This is a genomic window from Marinobacter sp. CHS3-4 (genome assembly GCF_030053415.1).
GTDB lineage: Bacteria > Pseudomonadota > Gammaproteobacteria > Pseudomonadales > Oleiphilaceae > Marinobacter.
In genome coordinates, this window is the sequence record NZ_JASGBJ010000002.1 from 1,232,923 (window position 1) to 1,249,677 (window position 16,755).

The following is a 16,755-nucleotide window of genomic DNA, read 5'->3' on the forward strand; positions in this document are numbered from 1 at the left end:
TTGCCCGTCGCCGGGCCGCTACCTATTTACAGAAACGCGCTCGAGCACCCGCATAACGGCGCTTCGAGCGCGAACGTTTTCATTCACTTCATCGTCATCGGCTTTCAGGGCTTTGCCCACCAATCGGAAGGCCGATGCTTCCTGCTCTGCCGTCACCGGGACGCCCTTTGGCAGCCGGGGACCGCGAGCCAGATCCCTCATAAAACGCTTCACAATTCGATCTTCGAGCGAGTGGAAGCTAATCACCACCAGTCGCCCTCCTGGCAGAAGCCTGTCGACTGCAGACTTCAGACCCAACTCCAGGTCTTCCAGCTCACGGTTAATGAAAATCCGAATGGCCTGGAAGGTTCGCGTTGCCGGGTGCTTGTGCTTTTCTTTTTTGGGCACCGCTTCAGCGACCAGCTCCGCCAGCTCATGAGTCGTTTGAAGCGATTTCTCGGCCCTCCGCTCTACCACCAGGCGCGCGATGCGACGAGAAAACTTCTCCTCGCCGTAACGCCAGATCACATTTGCTATTTCCTTTTCTTCTGCCTCGGCCAACCACTGAGCGGCGCTGGGCGGCTGCTCTGGATTCATCCGCATATCCAGAGGCCCATTGCGCATAAAGCTGAACCCGCGCTCAGCGTCATCCAACTGAGGCGACGACACACCGAGATCCAAAAGTACCCCGTGGACCTGCTCCCAATTCTGTTGCTCAATGGCGTTGTCCAGCTCTGCAAAAGAGCCGTGAAACACTCGAAAGCGTGAATCTTCCTGCCCCAGTGCCGCTGCAGACTCAATGGCCTGAGGATCCTTATCGATACCCAACAGCACGCCCTCTGAATTCAGCTGACCCAGAATCAACCGGCTGTGCCCGCCCCGCCCAAACGTCCCATCGACGTAGCGACCGGAAGGGTCAGTGACCAGGAGTTCTACCGCGGAATCCAACAGGACAGAGCGGTGGCGGTACTGCTCCGCCGAACCCTCTCTGCGCCCGACGGTCATAGAGACAGTGCCTCCATCTCTGGCGGCATCTCGTCTTCGCCATCAGATTCATCCAGCCACTGGAACCAGCGCTCTTCGCTCCAAAGCTCCATCTTCTTGCCCTGCCCGATCAGCATCAGCTTTTTTTCAAGCCGGGCGTAACTGCGCAGCGTTGGCGGAACCAGAATGCGGCCGGCGGAATCCAGCTCCAATGGCGTGGCATGGCCCAGCAGCAGTCTCTGCAGGCGCCGTGCGGCTTTGTTCATGTTGGGCAAGGCTTCTATTTGTGGCCTCAGCGCTTCCCACTGAGGTTCCGGATACACCAGAAGGCAGCGCTCCTCATCAGCATTGGCCGTCAATACAATGCGCCCACCACAAGCATGCGCGAGCTCTTCGCGCACCTTGGCGGGGATCGCCAGGCGACCCTTCGCATCCATATTGATGGCATGACTGCCAAGAAAGTTGCTCATTCGCTCTTATTCCGGGGTTCAGAAACCACAAAAAACCACTAGAAACCACTTTTTCCCACTAATGCACACTATAGGAACACGCAATTGACAATGCAAGCAGCAAAATCAGCGCAGCACTGGCAAAAGTTTCTTTAATGACAAGGAGTTACAACGAGTGGCATGAAGGATTGCTCAGGTTTTCCATAAGAAAAACCCAAAAATCAAGAACCTGCAGATAAAACTGCATATGACAAGTAAGGAGTAAGATTAATTCGCTATAAGAAGGTGGTTTTGATATTTCTAGGATGCAGTCGTAACAGGACAAAGGAAGTAAAAAAAGAGCTCGCCGATAAGCCGGGTTCTGTCTTGGACAGTCATTCATCTAGGGCCTGCGTTGCCACAGGCCTCAAGCGACCTACCCGAATCCAGCGCGGGCCGCGCCATTGGATTCCTATTTGGTCTTGCTCCAGGTGGGGTTTACCATCGCCGTGAACTGTTGCCAGTCACGCGGTGCGCTCTTACCGCACCTTTTCACCCTTACCGGTGACCGCAAGCGGCCACTTAGGCGGTTTCCTTTCTGCTGCACTTTCCGTCGGCTCACGCCGCCCAGGCGTTACCTGGCACCTTGCCCTGTGGAGCCCGGACTTTCCTCCCCCGGTAAACCGGCGGCGACTGTCTGGCGAGCTCGGGCGAGACGATACGTCAGGGCGCCTTTACAGGCAAGCAAAACCAGAGGCGACGTAAGGAATCAGGCCTCCTTCAATGACAATGCTCGCTGGTAGAGATCGTTTTTACTTTTGCCCGTTATGTCAGCCACGATTTTGGCAACCTTCTTCACTGGAAGCTCTGGCAGTAACAATTTCAGCAGCCGGTCTGCCTCCTCCATACCTTCGTCCGCCGCGTCTTTGACAGCACCCGCCACCATGATCACAAACTCCCCCCGACTGCCGTGTGGATCTTGCCTGAGTGACTGAAGCACTTCGGAAGCAGCACCGGAATAGAAGGTTTCAAAGGTTTTGGTCAGCTCCCGGGCAATCACCAGCTCCCGGTCAGCGCCCATAACCTCGGCAATATCGGCTACCGAATCCAGAATCCGATGGGGGGATTCGTAAAACACCAGGGTGGCGGATTCTGAAACGAGACGCTCCAGGATAGCGCAGCGCCCGCCTTTTTTGGCGGGCAAAAACCCTTCGAACGCGAATCGGTCTGTTGGAAGCCCCGCTGCGCAGAGTGCAGAAATGATGGCACTGGGTCCCGGAACCGGAGAGACCTGGAGACCTCGTCGGCGAGCCTCGCGAACTAGTACGAATCCGGGATCTGATATCAGCGGCGTGCCGGCATCGGATATCAGCGCGATATCCTCGCCGCTCTCCAGCTTACTGAGCAGCTGCTGAGCACGATCACGCTCATTGTGATCATGCAGAGCCATCATTCGGGTATCCACCCCAAGCGCCTGCAAAAGCCGCCCGCTATGCCGGGTATCTTCGGCCGCAATCAGAGAAACGCTGGACAGCACAGCAATGGCTCTGGCGGAAATATCCTCCAGATTACCAATTGGTGTCGCCACTATATAAAGAATACCGCTGGTTTCCGTGTTCACTTGCGCCTCTCGCCGCCTGATCCGATGACATTGCCGTCATGTGAAACTGATTGGGAACTGGTAAACTTGCCTCTGCCCTGGCGCATGATGCAGCCGATCCTATGGCACAACAAGCGTATTTACCGGAGTTTTGCGAGCCACCCATGACTATAGACAGATCCCAGCCTGTTCATTGCCGTTTATCTGCCGCTGTGGTGGCTTTAGTGCTGCTAGTGTCCGGTTGCGCCAGCGTCAACCTGAACTCATTCAGCGCCCCCACATCACAGGAAGCCCTGAGCGCCGCCGCTGGCGAATCAGATCGCGCGCTTGCGACAGACTATCTGCTGCGAGAGGCTGACCGTTTCGTCGCCAGAAAACAACCTGCGGCCGCCAGAACCATCCTTCAAAGCGACCAGCTTTCAGGTCTCACCGGGAAGAACCTCCAGGAGCAGCAACTGTTATCGATGGAGGCCGCCGTTGCTCTCGAGGACTCGGACTGGTCTCAGCAGATTGCTTCTGACATCAAACCTGCGCAGTTTCTGAACTACAGCAGAAGCCAATTGAGCCGGGTTGCTGACCTTCAAGTCAATGTGTATCAGTTGGCAAATCTCCGATTACAGGCAGCCATGACACTCATTTTGCTGGCCGAATCCGACACCAGCGCGGATGTTCAGTCACTGCACGATCGAATCTGGGAGAATCTGAGACAGACACCGGACGGTGCCCTGGCGCGAGAAACAGGAACCGCGATTGGCTACGAATCTCAGGGTTGGCTGGAACTGGCCAGCGTGTTGCGCGACAGCGAACTGACGGTGGAAGAACAAGGACGAGCCATTCGCCGCTGGCAAAGCAACTGGCCGGGGCACCCCGCCGTAGAGACACTACCCGAAGACCTGCGCCTGATCGCAAACCTGGCTGACAGTCGCCCGGAGAAAATCGCCCTCGCATTGCCATTGAGCGGACCACTGGCCAGCGCTGGCGCCGCGATCAGAGACGGATTTTTCGCCGCCTATTTTGAAGACAGTGCCAACGACCCTTCCAAAGTCAGCATTCAGGTAGTAGACACATCCGACCGTCGTTTTGATGACCTCTACCGCGAGCTCGTCGCAGAGGACTACGACCTGATTGTCGGCCCACTTGAAAAAGACGCGCTGTCTACACTGGCAAAAACGGATTCTTTGCCTGTATCTGTATTGGGATTGAATTACCTGCCGGAGGGTGTTTCTGCGCCGTCTGGCCTTTACCAGTATGGGCTATCTGCAGAAGACGAAGCGCGCCAGATTGCGGACCGGATGATTGACAAAGAGGTAAAGCAGATCCTCGCCCTCATCCCCATGGGCAACTGGGGTGACCGCCTTGAGAAAGCGCTTCTGAAACGCCTCACCGATCAGGGCGGCCTTGCACTGAACATTGAGCGTTACTTCCGTGAAGACAACCTGAGAGCCGTCACAGCGGACCTGCTCGGAGTGACGGTTTCCAGAGAACGAGCCATTGATGTGGAACGTACCGCCGGCATTGATGTGGAGTTCGAGCCCAGACGGCGGCAAGACGCTGATGGCATTGTGATGGTGGCCGAACCAACGATTGCCAGGCAATTCAAACCGCTTTTCGCTTTCTATTTTGGCGGTGACTTACCGGTCTATTCTCCGTCGATGGTCTACGAGGGCAACCCTGACCCGTCTCGCGACAGAGACCTGAACGGCGTTACATTTACCGATACCCCCTGGACGCTGGGCGAAGAAAACGACTTCCGCCAGACCGCACAGCAGGCTATGCCAGAAGTAGGCGGCCAGATAGGTCGCCTTTTTGCCATGGGCGCAGATGCCTGGACACTCAGTAATCGGCTGTCACTGCTCCGATACATGAACGATGCCTTTGTGGACGGACAGACTGGCCGGCTTACCATGGACACTCAGGGCAGCGTTCATCGCGAGCAACTCTGGGCAAGATTTGAGAACGGCACACCCAACCTACTGGCGTCCGAGCCGCGGCCGGGAACACCTGCGGATGAAGCGGTTAATATTGAAGAATTGCTAGAGACCCGATCTGACTGACAAGACGCTCTGCTATGGACGGCAAACAAATAACGCGAAAAGCAGCCGGTGATCACGCCGAGGGCGTCGCCGCACGCTACCTCGCCAGCAAAGGCGTGCAGATACTGGAGAGGAACGTTTTTAATCGGGGCGGAGAGATAGACCTGATTGGCCGCGACTCTGGGGGCTGCCTGGTATTTTTTGAAGTTCGCTACAGAGGGGCTGGCAGCTTTTCTGGCGCGGCGGAATCAATTACAGCAGTTAAACAGAAGCGCCTGATGAACGCAGTACAGTTCTATCTTCATCGGCGCAAATTGTGGGACACCGACTGCCGCATCGACGTGGTCGCCGTTGCGCCGGGGGTGAGAAAAAAATATCGGATACAATGGATTAAAAATGCGATCCAGGCCTGACCTATGAGCAATTCGGAAAATACAATTAATCAATGGTTTGCCAGCCACATGGAGCACATTGCCCACGCGGCAAGCGCTACAGCAACCAACATTGACAGTGCCGCTGATGCATTGGTCGAAACCCTACTGGCAGACGGAAAAATACTGACCTGCGCCAACGGCAACGCCAACATTGTCACTCAGTATTTTTGCACCGCCTTGCTGAATCGATTTGACCAGGACCGGCCTGCGCTTCCTGCCATCAATCTGGGCGCCGATGCGACCACCTATTCTGCGATATGCAGAGACAACCGGTTTAACGATACGTTTTCTCGTCAGGTCCGGGCTATTGGCAAGCCGGCTGACTTACTTCTGGTGGTGGTGGACGATGGCCACAAAGCCAATCTGATTCAGGCGATTCAGGTAGCCCATGACCGGGAAATGACCGTCGTGGTTCTGAGCGCGAAGGAAAAAACAGACATCACATCCTTGCTGCATCCTGAAGACCATGAAATTGCATTGGACAATCTGTCACCGGCCAACGCAACGCCCATTTTCCTCTTAATCATCAATGCACTGTGCTCATTGATCGATGAAAAAATATTTGGAGGCTAGACATTAAAAAAGCCAGCTGACTAAAGCTGGCTTTTGCATCACTACTTCACAACTTTGAGCGTTGGCCTGCCTGATGGCCTTTCACCATCGCCGCCCTCTCCGCTGGCCTCCTTGTCTTTCGTGCCGGGGCCATCCGGGTCCGGAGATCCGGGCTCGCTACCGAACACCATACCTTCGCCATTTTCTTTGGCGTAAATCGCCATGACAGCCTGCAAAGGAATGAAGACCTGCATAGGCACGCCACCGAAGCGGGCGCTGAATTCCAGCGAACCATTACCAATAACCAGACCTCGCACAGCGCCCGGACTGATGTTCAGAACAATCTGCCCGTTAGCAACATGTTCGGTTGGCACCTGTACGCCCTGGACGCCTGCATCCACAACAATATAGGGGGTACAGTCATTATCCAGGACCCATTCGTTGAATGCCCGGACCAGGTAAGGCCGACTGGATGTCATCGTGATCTTGCTGTCGGTCACTGCCGCTCTCCTGTACCTCTCTCTGGCATTGCCTTAGTTGCGAATGTCTTCTTCCAGGTCAGACAGGCTGGCCTTGAAACCTTCACGCGCAAACATACTTTCCATGTATTTCAACAAAGGCTTGCCCTGCTTGTCATTCAGCTCAATCCCTAACGACGGCAGGCGCCAAAGGATGGGAGCAATGCAGCAGTCAACAATGGTGAATTCTTCGGAAAGGAAGAACGGCATTTCACCAAACAGCGGCGCAGTCGCCAACAGGCTCTCACGGAGCTCTTTGCGGGCCGCATCAGAAGCCTTGGCATTGGGCTGAGCCAGAATCTGATCAACCAGCCCGCACCAGTCTTTCTGGATGCGATGAATCATTAAACGGCTATTGGCCCGCGCGACCGGATAGACAGGCAGCAACGGAGGATGCGGAAACCGCTCGTCCAGGTATTCCATCATGATGTTCGGCTCGTAAAGCACCAGATCACGATCAACCAGCGTCGGAAGCGCGTTATACGGATTCAGATCGGCAAGTTCACCCGGAGGGTTATCAGGGTCAACGTTGACAACATCAACGGTTACCCCCTTTTCTGCCAGCACAATGCGGACTCTGTGGCTGTAGTGACTGGCCGGGTCCGAGAAAAACGTCATTGATGACCGCTTGGTCACAACGCCCATAGAACTACCTCACGAATTAGCTAACCGAATTGATCCTGAAAAACGCAAAAATCCAGCGGGCCGTCTAATGCCCGCTGGAACTCAGGGTTCTGCAGTATACCTGAAAACTCAGTGTACGTCCTTCCAGTACTCGCGATTGAGCAGGTAGGCAAAGATAAAGAAGATCGCCACAAAGATCAGGGCAAACGTGCCGAGTCTTTCACGCTCCAGCTTCACCGGATCGCCCATATACGACATGAAGTTGGTCAGGTCATACATGGCACTGTTGAATTCCTGAGGTGTCATGGAACCCTCCGACGCCCACTCCGAGCAAACGCTGCCATTGCGCACATCGCCACTCAGAGGATCCACGCTCGGATCAACACCGATTTTCGGCTCTACTGCACACAGGCCCTGAAGGTCTGACAAGACGTGAGGCATACCCACGTTCTCAAACACAACGTTGTTGACTCCAAGCGGACGCGAATCGTCCTTGTAGAAACCCCGAAGATAAGAATAGATCCAGTCTTCACCACGCAGGCGGGACTCAAGCGTCAGATCGGGTGGCGGCGCGCCAAACCAGTCTGCCGCCATGTCCTTGTTCATGGAGTTTTTCATCAGCTCGCCAATTTTCGCGCCTGTGAAAATCAGGTTCTCTTCGTAAAGATCAGCAGGAATACCCAGGTCTTCGGAAACACGCTTGTATCGCGCGTATTCCATGGAATGGCACCCCATGCAATAGTTGGTAAAAAGCGCGGCGCCACGCTGGAGAGAAGCCTTGTTCGCATGATCCGGCTCCATGGTATCCAGTGGGACGGCGGCCCCTGCTGCCAGCGTCAAAGCTGGCAGGACTGAGATGAAAAGACCAACGATCAGCTTTTTCATTATCCTGTCACCCTCTCTGGCACTGGCTTTGTTTTCTCCATGCGCGTGTAGAACGGCATAAGAATGAAGTAGAGGAAGTACAGGGTGGTCAGAATCTGTGCCACCGTAGTACGACCTTCTGTGGCCGGAACAATACCCAGATAGCCGAGCACAATGAAGCTGATGACGAAGAGGGTCAACGCGACTTTGCTGATCATGCCTTTGTAGCGCATGGAGCGAACCGGGCTGCGATCAAGCCAGGGCAAGACAAACAGAATGGCAATGGCGCCACCCATCACAACCACGCCCCAGAACTTGGCGTCGAGACCGAACAGGTCAACTGTCACCGCGCGCAACATGGCGTAGAACGGCGTGAAGTACCAGACCGGCGCAATGTGATCCGGCGTCTTCAGTGCGTTGGCAGGTTCAAAGTTCGGCTTTTCCAGGAACAGGCCACCCATTTCCGGGAAGAAGAACACCACAATGAAGAAGATGAAAAAGAACACACCCACACCCAGCAAATCGTGCACGGTGTAGTAAGGATGGAACGGAATGCCGTCTTTCGGGATACCGTTTTCGTCCTTGTTCTTTTTGATGTCAATGCCGTCGGGGTTGTTGGACCCAACTTCATGCAACGCAAGAATGTGCAGCACTACCAGGCCAAGCAGAACAATCGGCAAAGCCACAACGTGCAGCGCAAAGAAGCGGTTCAGGGTGATGCCGGAAATCAGGTAGTCACCGCGGATCCACAGCGACAGATCATCACCAATGACCGGGATAGCACCGAACAGGTTAACAATGACCTGTGCGCCCCAGTAGGACATCTGTCCCCAAGGCAGCAGGTAACCCATGAAAGCCTCAGCCATCAGCACCAGATAAATCAGCATGCCAAAGATCCAGATCAGCTCACGGGGCTTCTTGTAAGAGCCATACATCAGGCCACGGAACATGTGGAGGTAGACGACGACAAAGAACGCAGATGCGCCGGTGGAGTGCAGGTAGCGCAGAAGCCAACCCCACTGGACGTCCCGCATAATGTATTCAACGGATGCGAAAGCACCTTCAGCTGAAGGGTTATAGCTCATGGTCAGCCAGATACCGGTAATCAACTGATTGACCAGAACCAGCATTGCCAGCGAGCCGAAGAAATACCAGACGTTAAAGTTCTTGGGCGCGTAGTACTTGCCAACGTGCTTATTCCAGGCATCAACGACGGGCAGTCGCTCGTCAACCCAGTTCAATAACTTGTTCATTACGCAGCCCCCTCAGGATCAAGACCCACGGTGATGGTCGACTCGTCGTCGTACCGGTACGGAGGTATTTCCAGATTCTGCGGCGCTGGCTGATTGGGATAAACCCGACCGGCAAGGTCGTAACGCGAACCATGACAGGCGCAATAGAAACCGCCGAGCCAGTTCTCGCCAAGATCTGCTGGAGCCACCTCTGGCCTGAATTGTGGGGAACAGCCAAGGTGAGTACAAATGCCCACAACCACTGCGTAATCGTCTTTGATCGCACGCAGCTCACCTTCGATGTAGGCGGGCTGGCTGGCATCTTTGGACAGAGGGTCCTTAACGCGATCATTCATCTGCAGGATATTTTCATTCATCTCTTCGGTTCGACGAATGATCCAGACCGGCTTACCTCGCCATTCGACGGTCATTTGCTGACCCGGCTCAAGCTTACTTACGTTGACGGTGACCGGTGCACCGGCTGCTTCCGCTTTGGCACTGGGATTCCAGGATGCCACGAAAGGAACGGCCGCACCGACGACGCCGACACCACCCACCACAGACGTGGCACCGATGAGGAATCGGCGCCTGCCCTGGCTAACGTCGCCATTGTTCATTATGGTTTTCTCCCATCAGGCGACATACAGCTTTGTGATCCAAAAACTGCATATCGAAAAGGACTTCACAACCCAAAATTATAAGCGCTCAAATGGTAATGAAATTACCCTGTCCTTACAAGTCGGAAAGCTTGGGCTCTACCGAGTAAACCTTGATAAAGGAAGCGGTTTCCGAACCATTCAGACACAAAAAAACCCGGCAAAAACCGGGTTTTCGAGGCCTGCCAAGCAACATTAACGCTTGGAGAACTGAGGACGCTTACGCGCCTTGCGCAGACCAATCTTCTTCCGCTCAACCGCACGAGCGTCGCGGGTAACGTACCCGGCGTCACGCAGAGCAGGACGCAGAGTTTCGTCATAATCCATCAGAGCGCGAGTCAGACCGTGGCGAATCGCGCCAGCCTGACCACTGATACCACCACCCTTAACAGTGATGTTGATATCAAAGCGATCCGTGGAGTCAGCAACGACCAGCGGCTGACGAACGATCATCCGCAGAGTGTCACGACCGAAGAACTGGTCCAGTGAACGCCCGTTGATAGAGATGTTACCGCTTCCCGGCTTGATAAAGACCCGAGCCGTGGATGTTTTGCGGCGACCAGTACCGTAATTTTGTGCTACAGACATATCCGCCTTCCGTTAAATGTCGAGTTCTTTGGGCTGCTGGGCTGCATGAGGATGCTCAGCGCCGGCATAAATTTTCAGCTTCTTGAACATGGCACGACCAAGCGGGCCATTGGGAAGCATGCCTTTAACAGACTTCTGAATGATCTGCTCAGGAGCCTTGTCGACCAGCTTCTCGAAGTTGATGGATTTGATACCACCCGGAAAACCGGTGTGACTGTAGTACATCTTTGCAGATGCTTTTTTGCCGGTAACCCGTACCTGGCTGGCGTTGATAACCACAATGTAATCGCCAGTATCGACATGAGGGGTGTACTCAGCCTTATGCTTGCCCCGCAGACGACGGGCGATTTCGGTTGACAGACGACCCAGCGTCTTGCCGGCTGCGTCTACAACGTACCAGTCACGTGTTACTGTTTCTGGTTTCGCACTCAGAGTCTTCATTGATTCCGCCTTGAACGCTATATAAGAAACGTTAAAAACCACCGCCGGCGCAAACTGCACCCGGAGGAAGCTCTTTACCTGTATGTATGCGGCATTGACATCATTCGGGGCTGAGATGATGGCATCGCCTTGAAAAGCCAGGGCGCGAAGTATATCCGAACAGATTCAGAAAACCAACCCCGGAACGCCTTGTTTCGAGATTCCCCTATGCCCGGTCAGCGCTCCGACGGACCAATCTCGTCCCAGCCGTAAAACCGCTGGACATTACACAGCAACGATCGCCCCAGATCCTCGAGGTCTGCGTCACGCACGTCGGCCAGCGAGGCCAGAATCTGACGCAGATAAACCGGTGAGTTATGACCCGGCTCCACTCCGCTGGGAGACATGTCAGGTGCATCGGTTTCAAGAATCAGCGAGTCCACCGGCACCTTCCTGAGTGCTTCACGGGTTTTGGAGGCATGGCTGTGTGTCGCAACACCACCTACGCCGAGAAAACACCCCAGATCAACCAGTTTTGCCGCCTGCTGATAACTTCCGGAAAACCCATGGATCAGCACTCGCCCGGAAAACTGCTTACGCTTGAGCACTTCAACGACTTCATCGTGGGTTCTGACCGAATGAACCACCAGGGGGACACGGTATTTCGCCGCAATGTCGATCTGAGCTTCAAACCAGGGGGACTGCTCTGTCAGGTTTCCCCGTATTCGATCCAGGCCGCACTCCCCCAGACCGACACAGCGCTCCGCACGCAGCTCGAACGACTGCTCCAGCGCCCGAAGATCCTCTTCCGAATGCTCCTGCACAAACCAGGGATGAATTCCCAGGCAGTAGTAAAGACCTTCATATTCCGACGCAACTCGGGTCACCCGCCCCCAGTCAGCCCGGCGAACCCCCGGAATAACCAGATGGGATAATCCCATTGTTCGAGCCTCTTCCAGAATTGCGCGCCGGCGCTGGTCGAACTCTGGAAAATCAAAGTGGCAATGTGCATCGATCAGGCGCATGCCATACTCCCCGGGTCAAATGCTGGGCTAGTGCTCTCGGGTCTTGTGGAACTGGATATCGGGATACCGTTCCTGAGCCAACTGAAGGTTTACCATGGTCGGGGCGATGTATGCCAGCCGGTCACTGCCATCCAGAGCCAGATTATCATTGGCCTTGCGCTCAAATTCATCCAGCTTCCGCTCGTCGTCACTGGTTACCCATCTTGCCGTCGCTACGTTGATCGGCTCATACATGGCGTCCACCTTGTATTCGCTCTTCAACCTGCTGACGACCACATCAAACTGCAGGACACCAACGGCGCCCACGATCAGGTCATTATTGGCGAGCGGCCTGAACACCTGCACGGCGCCTTCTTCCGCCAACTGGATCAGCCCCTTCTGGAGCTGCTTGGCCTTGAGAGGGTCTTTCAGGCGAATACGGCGGAAGAGTTCCGGAGCAAAGTTTGGTATGCCGGTAAACTTCATGTCCTCCCCGCCGGTGAAGGTATCGCCCAGTTGAATCGTGCCGTGGTTATGCAAACCGATAATGTCGCCGGCATAGGCCTCACCCGCATGATCGCGATCGCCGGCCATGAAAGTCAGCGCGTCTGAAAACCTGACCTCTTTACCGATACGCACGTGGCGGGCCTTCATGCCCTGGCTGTATTTTCCCGAAACAATGCGGAGAAACGCCACTCGATCACGATGCTGCGGATCCATATTTGCCTGAATTTTGAAAACGAAGCCGGAAAAACTGTCCTCTGCGGGCTCCACCAGCCGGGCGTCTGTCTCTCGGGGTTGCGGAGTCGGCGCCCATTCCACGAGCCCGTCAAGCATGTGGTCCACACCAAAGTTGCCCAGTGCGGTACCGAAAAAGACAGGTGTGAGTTCACCCGCCAGAAACGCCTCTTGATCAAACTCATGAGAGGCGCCTTTCACCAGTTCGATCTCGTCGCGAAGATCAGACGCCCAGGCTCCGATGGCGTCATCCAGTTCAGGGCTATCCAGCCCCTTGATGACCCGCTTTTCCTGGATGGTGTGGCCCTGACCGGATTGATAGAGGATGATTTCATCCCGCATCAGGTGATATACCCCTTTGAAGTTCTTCCCATTACCGATGGGCCAGGTCACCGGCGCACAGGCTATCTTCAGCACTTCTTCTACTTCGTCCATCAGCTCGACCGGATCTCGGGTATCACGGTCAAGCTTGTTCATAAAGGTTAGAATAGGCGTATCACGGAGCCGGGTTACCTCCATCAGCTTGATGGTTCGCTCCTCAACGCCTTTTGCCCCATCAATCACCATCAGGCAGGAATCCACTGCCGTCAGTGTGCGGTAGGTATCTTCCGAGAAATCCTCGTGGCCAGGCGTGTCCAGCAGATTCACCAACCGACCACCGTAAGGGAATTGCATCACCGAGGTCGTGACCGAGATACCCCGCTCTTTTTCCATCTCCATCCAATCAGATTTAGCGTGCTGACCAGATTTCTTGCCCTTGACCGTACCCGCCTTCTGAATGGCCTGACCAAACAGCAAGACCTTTTCGGTAATGGTGGTTTTACCGGCGTCCGGGTGGGAAATGATGGCAAAAGTACGACGGTTTTCGACTTCGCTGGAAAGGCTGGTCATAGGTGGTAAAAACCTGCTTGGAAGAGACTGTAAAAACGGGCGACATTATAAGGATATTAGCCCAAGGACGCGAACTGAGGCAGATTGGCATGCCCGGGCCACACCAGATTTCAATGGTCTGGTCCGGATAGGGTGAGCGAAAGAACCCGGGCATCTTCACGACCGGAAGAAGACGGATAATAATTTGGACGCCGTCCTATTTCGGAAAACCCTTCGGACAAATACAGATCTGCGGCTGACTGATTACTCTCCCGTACTTCAAGAATAAGCTGAACCATGCCATCTTTTGCCGCCTCGCAGACCAGGTAGCGAAGCAGGTAGCGCGCAAACCCATGGCGTCGATGACGGGAGGACACACAGATATTCAGCAAATGCGCCTCGTCGACCAGGTAGGCAACAACGGCATAACCAACCAACTCTCCTGACAATTCCACACCCCACAGGCGATAGTTCGGTCGAAAACAATCCCGAAACACAGATTCCGCCCAGGGAAACGAGTACCCCATCCTCTCAATGTCGAGAACCTCCGGCAGATCTTCGATTTGGAGAAGCCGGACTTGCCTGGCTAGCGATTCAATGGCCCGATAGGAAGCAGACACCGTGACTATCCTGAAAAGCGGGCTTTCAGGGCGTTCCACAACCCCCTCTTGTGAGCAGGATTTGCGGATAACGCGGCGAGGGAGTGCTCAAAATCCAGGGCTGTCTCAGACAGCAACGCACGCAACAGGTCAGAACGCCGTTCTTCGGACTCGTCGCCCAACACGCCTAACAAGATAATGGACTTCCCCGTGTGCGAGGAGACCAGGCGGTTCAGCACTGACTGAAAATCCTTGGCCGAGTTGCCAGGAATCCGCGGACTGCGAAAAACCGGCCACTGTAGATTCTGACGATCGTTAATCTCGGTTTGGCCCAACGCCTGGAGTATGTTTGTTGCCAAGGTATCCTGAAGCTTGTCACTGGCCTCAGTAGACCACTGGCTAACCAGCAGGTAGGGCCCGGCAGACCAGAAACCCAGATTTGCCGTTACAGAACCCCCAACCAAAGCACCTTGTTCTTCAGCCGGCAACGCCGCTGTTTTTGCAGGTTCTGATGTTTCCTGTAACTGATCGGGCTCATTTTCAGGCGTCGACTCAGGCTCCTCAACGGTTGGCGTCATTAACGCCTGGAGATCGACCGATCTAGCCGGAGTACCCTTGCTGGTTTTCGGAGCAGGATCAGGGAATGGAACAGATTCATTCAGCCGCTCTGAATCCGCAGCTACCGTTATCTCAGGGTCCGGAACTCGCGAGAACGAGAATTCGGGACTCGGCGCAGCACCGGGCAGTGGCTTTTTTGCATACCACATCCGAACACCGGCAGATGCCAAGTAGAACTGTCTTTGCTCTTCGGTATGTATCATAAAGCTGCTTATTCACTCGGAATCGCGGTTATACGTCTGCGCCCTGCGGATGACGGCGCTCTGCACCTTTGCTGATCAGGTTCAAGGCTTCAATGTAGGCTTTGGCTGAGGCAATAATGATATCAGTGTCAGCCCCGACGCCATTAACAATTCGGCCACCACGCTCCAGCCGCACAGTGACTTCACCCTGTGCGTCAGTGCCGCTGGTAATGGCATTGACAGAATACAGTTGCAAGTTACATCCAGAATCGACCAGCGACTCGATCGCTTTAAACGTGGCGTCCACAGGGCCACTGCCTTCGGCGTTCACCTTGTGCTCCTTGCTGTCCACGGTCATGGTGAGACTTGCCCTGGGAATCACACCGGTTTCTGAAGACACCTGCATACACACCAGACCATAAGGTCCGTCTTCTTCTTTTTGGCGGGTATCACTGGCAATTGCCTGGAGATCCTCATCAAAGATTTCGTGCTTTAGATCCGCCATTGCCTTGAAACGGGTAAACGCTTCATTGAGCTCTGTTTCGGTCTCAAACTGAATGCCAAGCTCCAGCAATCGGGAGCGAAAGGCATTTCGGCCGGAATGCTTACCTAACACCAGACTATTGGTGTGCCAGCCCACATCCTGAGCCCTCATGATTTCGTAGGTCTCGCGATGCTTGAGCACGCCATCCTGATGAATACCGGATTCGTGGGCAAACGCGTTGGCGCCGACAATGGCCTTATTCGGCTGCACAGGGAAACCCGTTATGGTAGAGACCAGTCGCGAGGCCGGAACGATGTGACTGGTATCAATTCGGGTATCAAATGGGAAAAAATCCTGGCGGGTACGAACCGCCATCACGATCTCCTCTAAAGCCGCATTGCCGGCGCGTTCACCCAGGCCATTAATGGTGCATTCAACCTGACGAGCGCCATGGGACAGGGCCGCGAGAGAGTTGGCAACAGCCAGCCCGAGATCGTTGTGACAATGCACCGAGAAAATGGCTTTGTCCGCATTTGGTATCCGATTCAGCAGCTGTTCGATGGTCTGCCCGAACTGTTCTGGAATGGCGTATCCAACGGTATCCGGGATATTAATGGTTCGCGCGCCTGCATCGATTGCAGCCTCAATAATCCGACACAGAAAATCCAATTCCGAACGACCCGCATCCTCACAGGAGAACTCCACATCCTCAACGTGGCTTCTGGCTCTTTTAACCGCACGAACTGCCTGAGCAACAACTTCATCCGGCTGCATCTGAAGCTTGTGTTTCATGTGGATAGGCGATGTGGCAATGAAGGTATGAATACGACCACGTTCAGCCGGTTGAATGGCTTCTGCCGCGCGATCGATGTCCTTATCAAGGGCACGAGCCAGGCTACAAACGGTAGAGTCCTTGATGGTTTCTGCGATGGATTTAACCGCCTCAAAATCGCCCTGGCTTGCGACAGCAAAGCCCGCCTCAATCACATCGACTCGAAGCTTCTCCAATGCCCTGGCAATACGGAGCTTTTCTGCCTTGTTCATAGTCGCGCCAGGACTCTGCTCACCATCGCGAAGAGTCGTATCGAAGATAACCAGATGATCGGTGGTGGGCATAGCCGGACTCCGTGCTGGGATTGAATGGTCTTGGACAGAGTATATCACCGGCGCACCAAATCTTTTGGCCGGGCAATAAAAAACCCCAGCACTTGAGGTGCTGGGGTTAGGGTATTAGGAGCCTGACGATGACCTACTCTCACATGGGCAGAAGCCACACTACCATCGGCGCTGGTCTGTTTCACTGCTGAGTTCGGGATGGGATCAGGTGGTTCCAGACCGCTATGGTCGT

At 54.6% G+C, this 16,755-nt stretch carries 18 protein-coding genes, 1 rRNA gene and 1 other RNA gene; 3 read left to right on the forward strand and 17 right to left on the reverse strand.

Going from position 1 to position 16,755, the window contains the following annotated elements; genetic code table 11:
* Positions 1-18 precede the first annotated feature (18 nt).
* The 4 genes from rsmH to rsmI form a co-directional block, all read right to left on the reverse strand.
* A complete protein-coding gene (gene rsmH, locus QLQ17_RS13595; protein ID WP_283210116.1) occupies positions 19-984 on the reverse strand; it encodes a 16S rRNA (cytosine(1402)-N(4))-methyltransferase RsmH in 966 nt (321 codons plus the stop codon).
* Complete coding sequence (gene mraZ / locus QLQ17_RS13600; protein ID WP_283210117.1) at positions 981-1,433, reverse strand: division/cell wall cluster transcriptional repressor MraZ; 453 nt, start codon at positions 1,431-1,433, stop codon at positions 981-983. Before mraZ ends, rsmH begins: the two co-directional genes overlap by 4 nt.
* A 313-nt stretch (positions 1,434-1,746) precedes the next feature.
* Positions 1,747-2,100: RNase P RNA component class A (rnpB, locus tag QLQ17_RS13605), an RNA gene on the reverse strand.
* Positions 2,101-2,160: 60 nt separating this feature from the next.
* Positions 2,161-3,012 (reverse strand): 16S rRNA (cytidine(1402)-2'-O)-methyltransferase, encoded by an 852-nt coding sequence (rsmI, locus tag QLQ17_RS13610; protein ID WP_283210118.1) that lies wholly within the window; start codon positions 3,010-3,012, stop codon positions 2,161-2,163.
* Positions 3,013-3,155: 143 nt separating this feature from the next.
* Between rsmI and QLQ17_RS13615 the strand changes: the two genes are divergently transcribed.
* From QLQ17_RS13615 to QLQ17_RS13625, 3 genes are read left to right on the forward strand one after another with little or no spacing between them, the layout of a single operon-like run.
* Positions 3,156-5,045: a penicillin-binding protein activator gene (locus QLQ17_RS13615; protein WP_283210119.1), complete on the forward strand. Its 1,890-nt coding sequence runs from the start codon at positions 3,156-3,158 to the stop codon at positions 5,043-5,045.
* Between the two features lie 14 nt (positions 5,046-5,059).
* Positions 5,060-5,437, forward strand: coding sequence for a YraN family protein (locus QLQ17_RS13620; RefSeq protein WP_283210120.1), 378 nt, complete (start codon positions 5,060-5,062; stop codon positions 5,435-5,437).
* Between the two features lie 3 nt (positions 5,438-5,440).
* The gene (locus QLQ17_RS13625) at positions 5,441-6,031 is read left to right on the forward strand and encodes an SIS domain-containing protein (RefSeq protein WP_283210121.1); all 591 of its coding nucleotides are present in this window, start codon (positions 5,441-5,443) and stop codon (positions 6,029-6,031) included.
* A 41-nt stretch (positions 6,032-6,072) separates the two neighbouring features.
* Here QLQ17_RS13625 and QLQ17_RS13630 read toward each other — a convergent pair whose 3' ends face one another.
* The 13 genes from QLQ17_RS13630 to rrf form a co-directional block, all read right to left on the reverse strand.
* The gene (locus QLQ17_RS13630) at positions 6,073-6,489 is read right to left on the reverse strand and encodes a ClpXP protease specificity-enhancing factor (RefSeq protein ID WP_283210171.1); all 417 of its coding nucleotides are present in this window, start codon (positions 6,487-6,489) and stop codon (positions 6,073-6,075) included.
* A 54-nt stretch (positions 6,490-6,543) separates the two neighbouring features.
* Positions 6,544-7,173, reverse strand: a complete 630-nt coding sequence (locus tag QLQ17_RS13635; RefSeq protein ID WP_283210122.1) for a glutathione S-transferase N-terminal domain-containing protein — start codon at positions 7,171-7,173, stop codon at positions 6,544-6,546.
* 108 nt (positions 7,174-7,281) lie between these two features.
* Entirely contained in the window at positions 7,282-8,037 is a 756-nt protein-coding gene (locus QLQ17_RS13640; protein ID WP_283210123.1) for a cytochrome c1, read from the reverse strand.
* Positions 8,037-9,269 carry a cytochrome b gene (locus tag QLQ17_RS13645; RefSeq protein ID WP_283210124.1) on the reverse strand — a complete coding sequence of 411 codons (1,233 nt, stop codon included), beginning with the start codon at positions 9,267-9,269 and terminating at the stop codon, positions 8,037-8,039. Before QLQ17_RS13645 ends, QLQ17_RS13640 begins: the two co-directional genes overlap by 1 nt.
* Positions 9,269-9,865: a ubiquinol-cytochrome c reductase iron-sulfur subunit gene (gene petA / locus QLQ17_RS13650; RefSeq protein ID WP_283210125.1), complete on the reverse strand. Its 597-nt coding sequence runs from the start codon at positions 9,863-9,865 to the stop codon at positions 9,269-9,271. The genes QLQ17_RS13645 and petA overlap by 1 nt, the downstream gene beginning before the upstream one ends.
* 234 nt (positions 9,866-10,099) lie before the next feature.
* Positions 10,100-10,492 (reverse strand): 30S ribosomal protein S9, encoded by a 393-nt coding sequence (gene rpsI, locus QLQ17_RS13655; protein WP_283210126.1) that lies wholly within the window; start codon positions 10,490-10,492, stop codon positions 10,100-10,102.
* A 12-nt stretch (positions 10,493-10,504) separates the two neighbouring features.
* Complete coding sequence (gene rplM, locus QLQ17_RS13660; RefSeq protein ID WP_283210127.1) at positions 10,505-10,933, reverse strand: 50S ribosomal protein L13; 429 nt, start codon at positions 10,931-10,933, stop codon at positions 10,505-10,507.
* A 215-nt stretch (positions 10,934-11,148) separates the two neighbouring features.
* Entirely contained in the window at positions 11,149-11,937 is a 789-nt protein-coding gene (locus QLQ17_RS13665) for a TatD family hydrolase (protein WP_283210128.1), read from the reverse strand.
* 27 nt (positions 11,938-11,964) lie between these two features.
* Positions 11,965-13,545: a peptide chain release factor 3 gene (gene prfC, locus QLQ17_RS13670; RefSeq protein ID WP_283210129.1), complete on the reverse strand. Its 1,581-nt coding sequence runs from the start codon at positions 13,543-13,545 to the stop codon at positions 11,965-11,967.
* 110 nt (positions 13,546-13,655) lie between these two features.
* The gene (rimI, locus tag QLQ17_RS13675) at positions 13,656-14,144 is read right to left on the reverse strand and encodes a ribosomal protein S18-alanine N-acetyltransferase (RefSeq protein ID WP_283210130.1); all 489 of its coding nucleotides are present in this window, start codon (positions 14,142-14,144) and stop codon (positions 13,656-13,658) included.
* 5 nt (positions 14,145-14,149) lie between these two features.
* On the reverse strand, positions 14,150-14,890 hold the full coding sequence (locus QLQ17_RS13680) for a hypothetical protein (protein ID WP_283210131.1): 741 nt from the start codon (positions 14,888-14,890) through the stop codon (positions 14,150-14,152).
* A gap of 82 nt (positions 14,891-14,972) precedes the next feature.
* Positions 14,973-16,523: a 2-isopropylmalate synthase gene (locus tag QLQ17_RS13685; RefSeq protein WP_283210132.1), complete on the reverse strand. Its 1,551-nt coding sequence runs from the start codon at positions 16,521-16,523 to the stop codon at positions 14,973-14,975.
* A gap of 120 nt (positions 16,524-16,643) precedes the next feature.
* A 5S ribosomal RNA gene (gene rrf / locus QLQ17_RS13690) occupies positions 16,644-16,755 on the reverse strand; the annotation flags it as partial.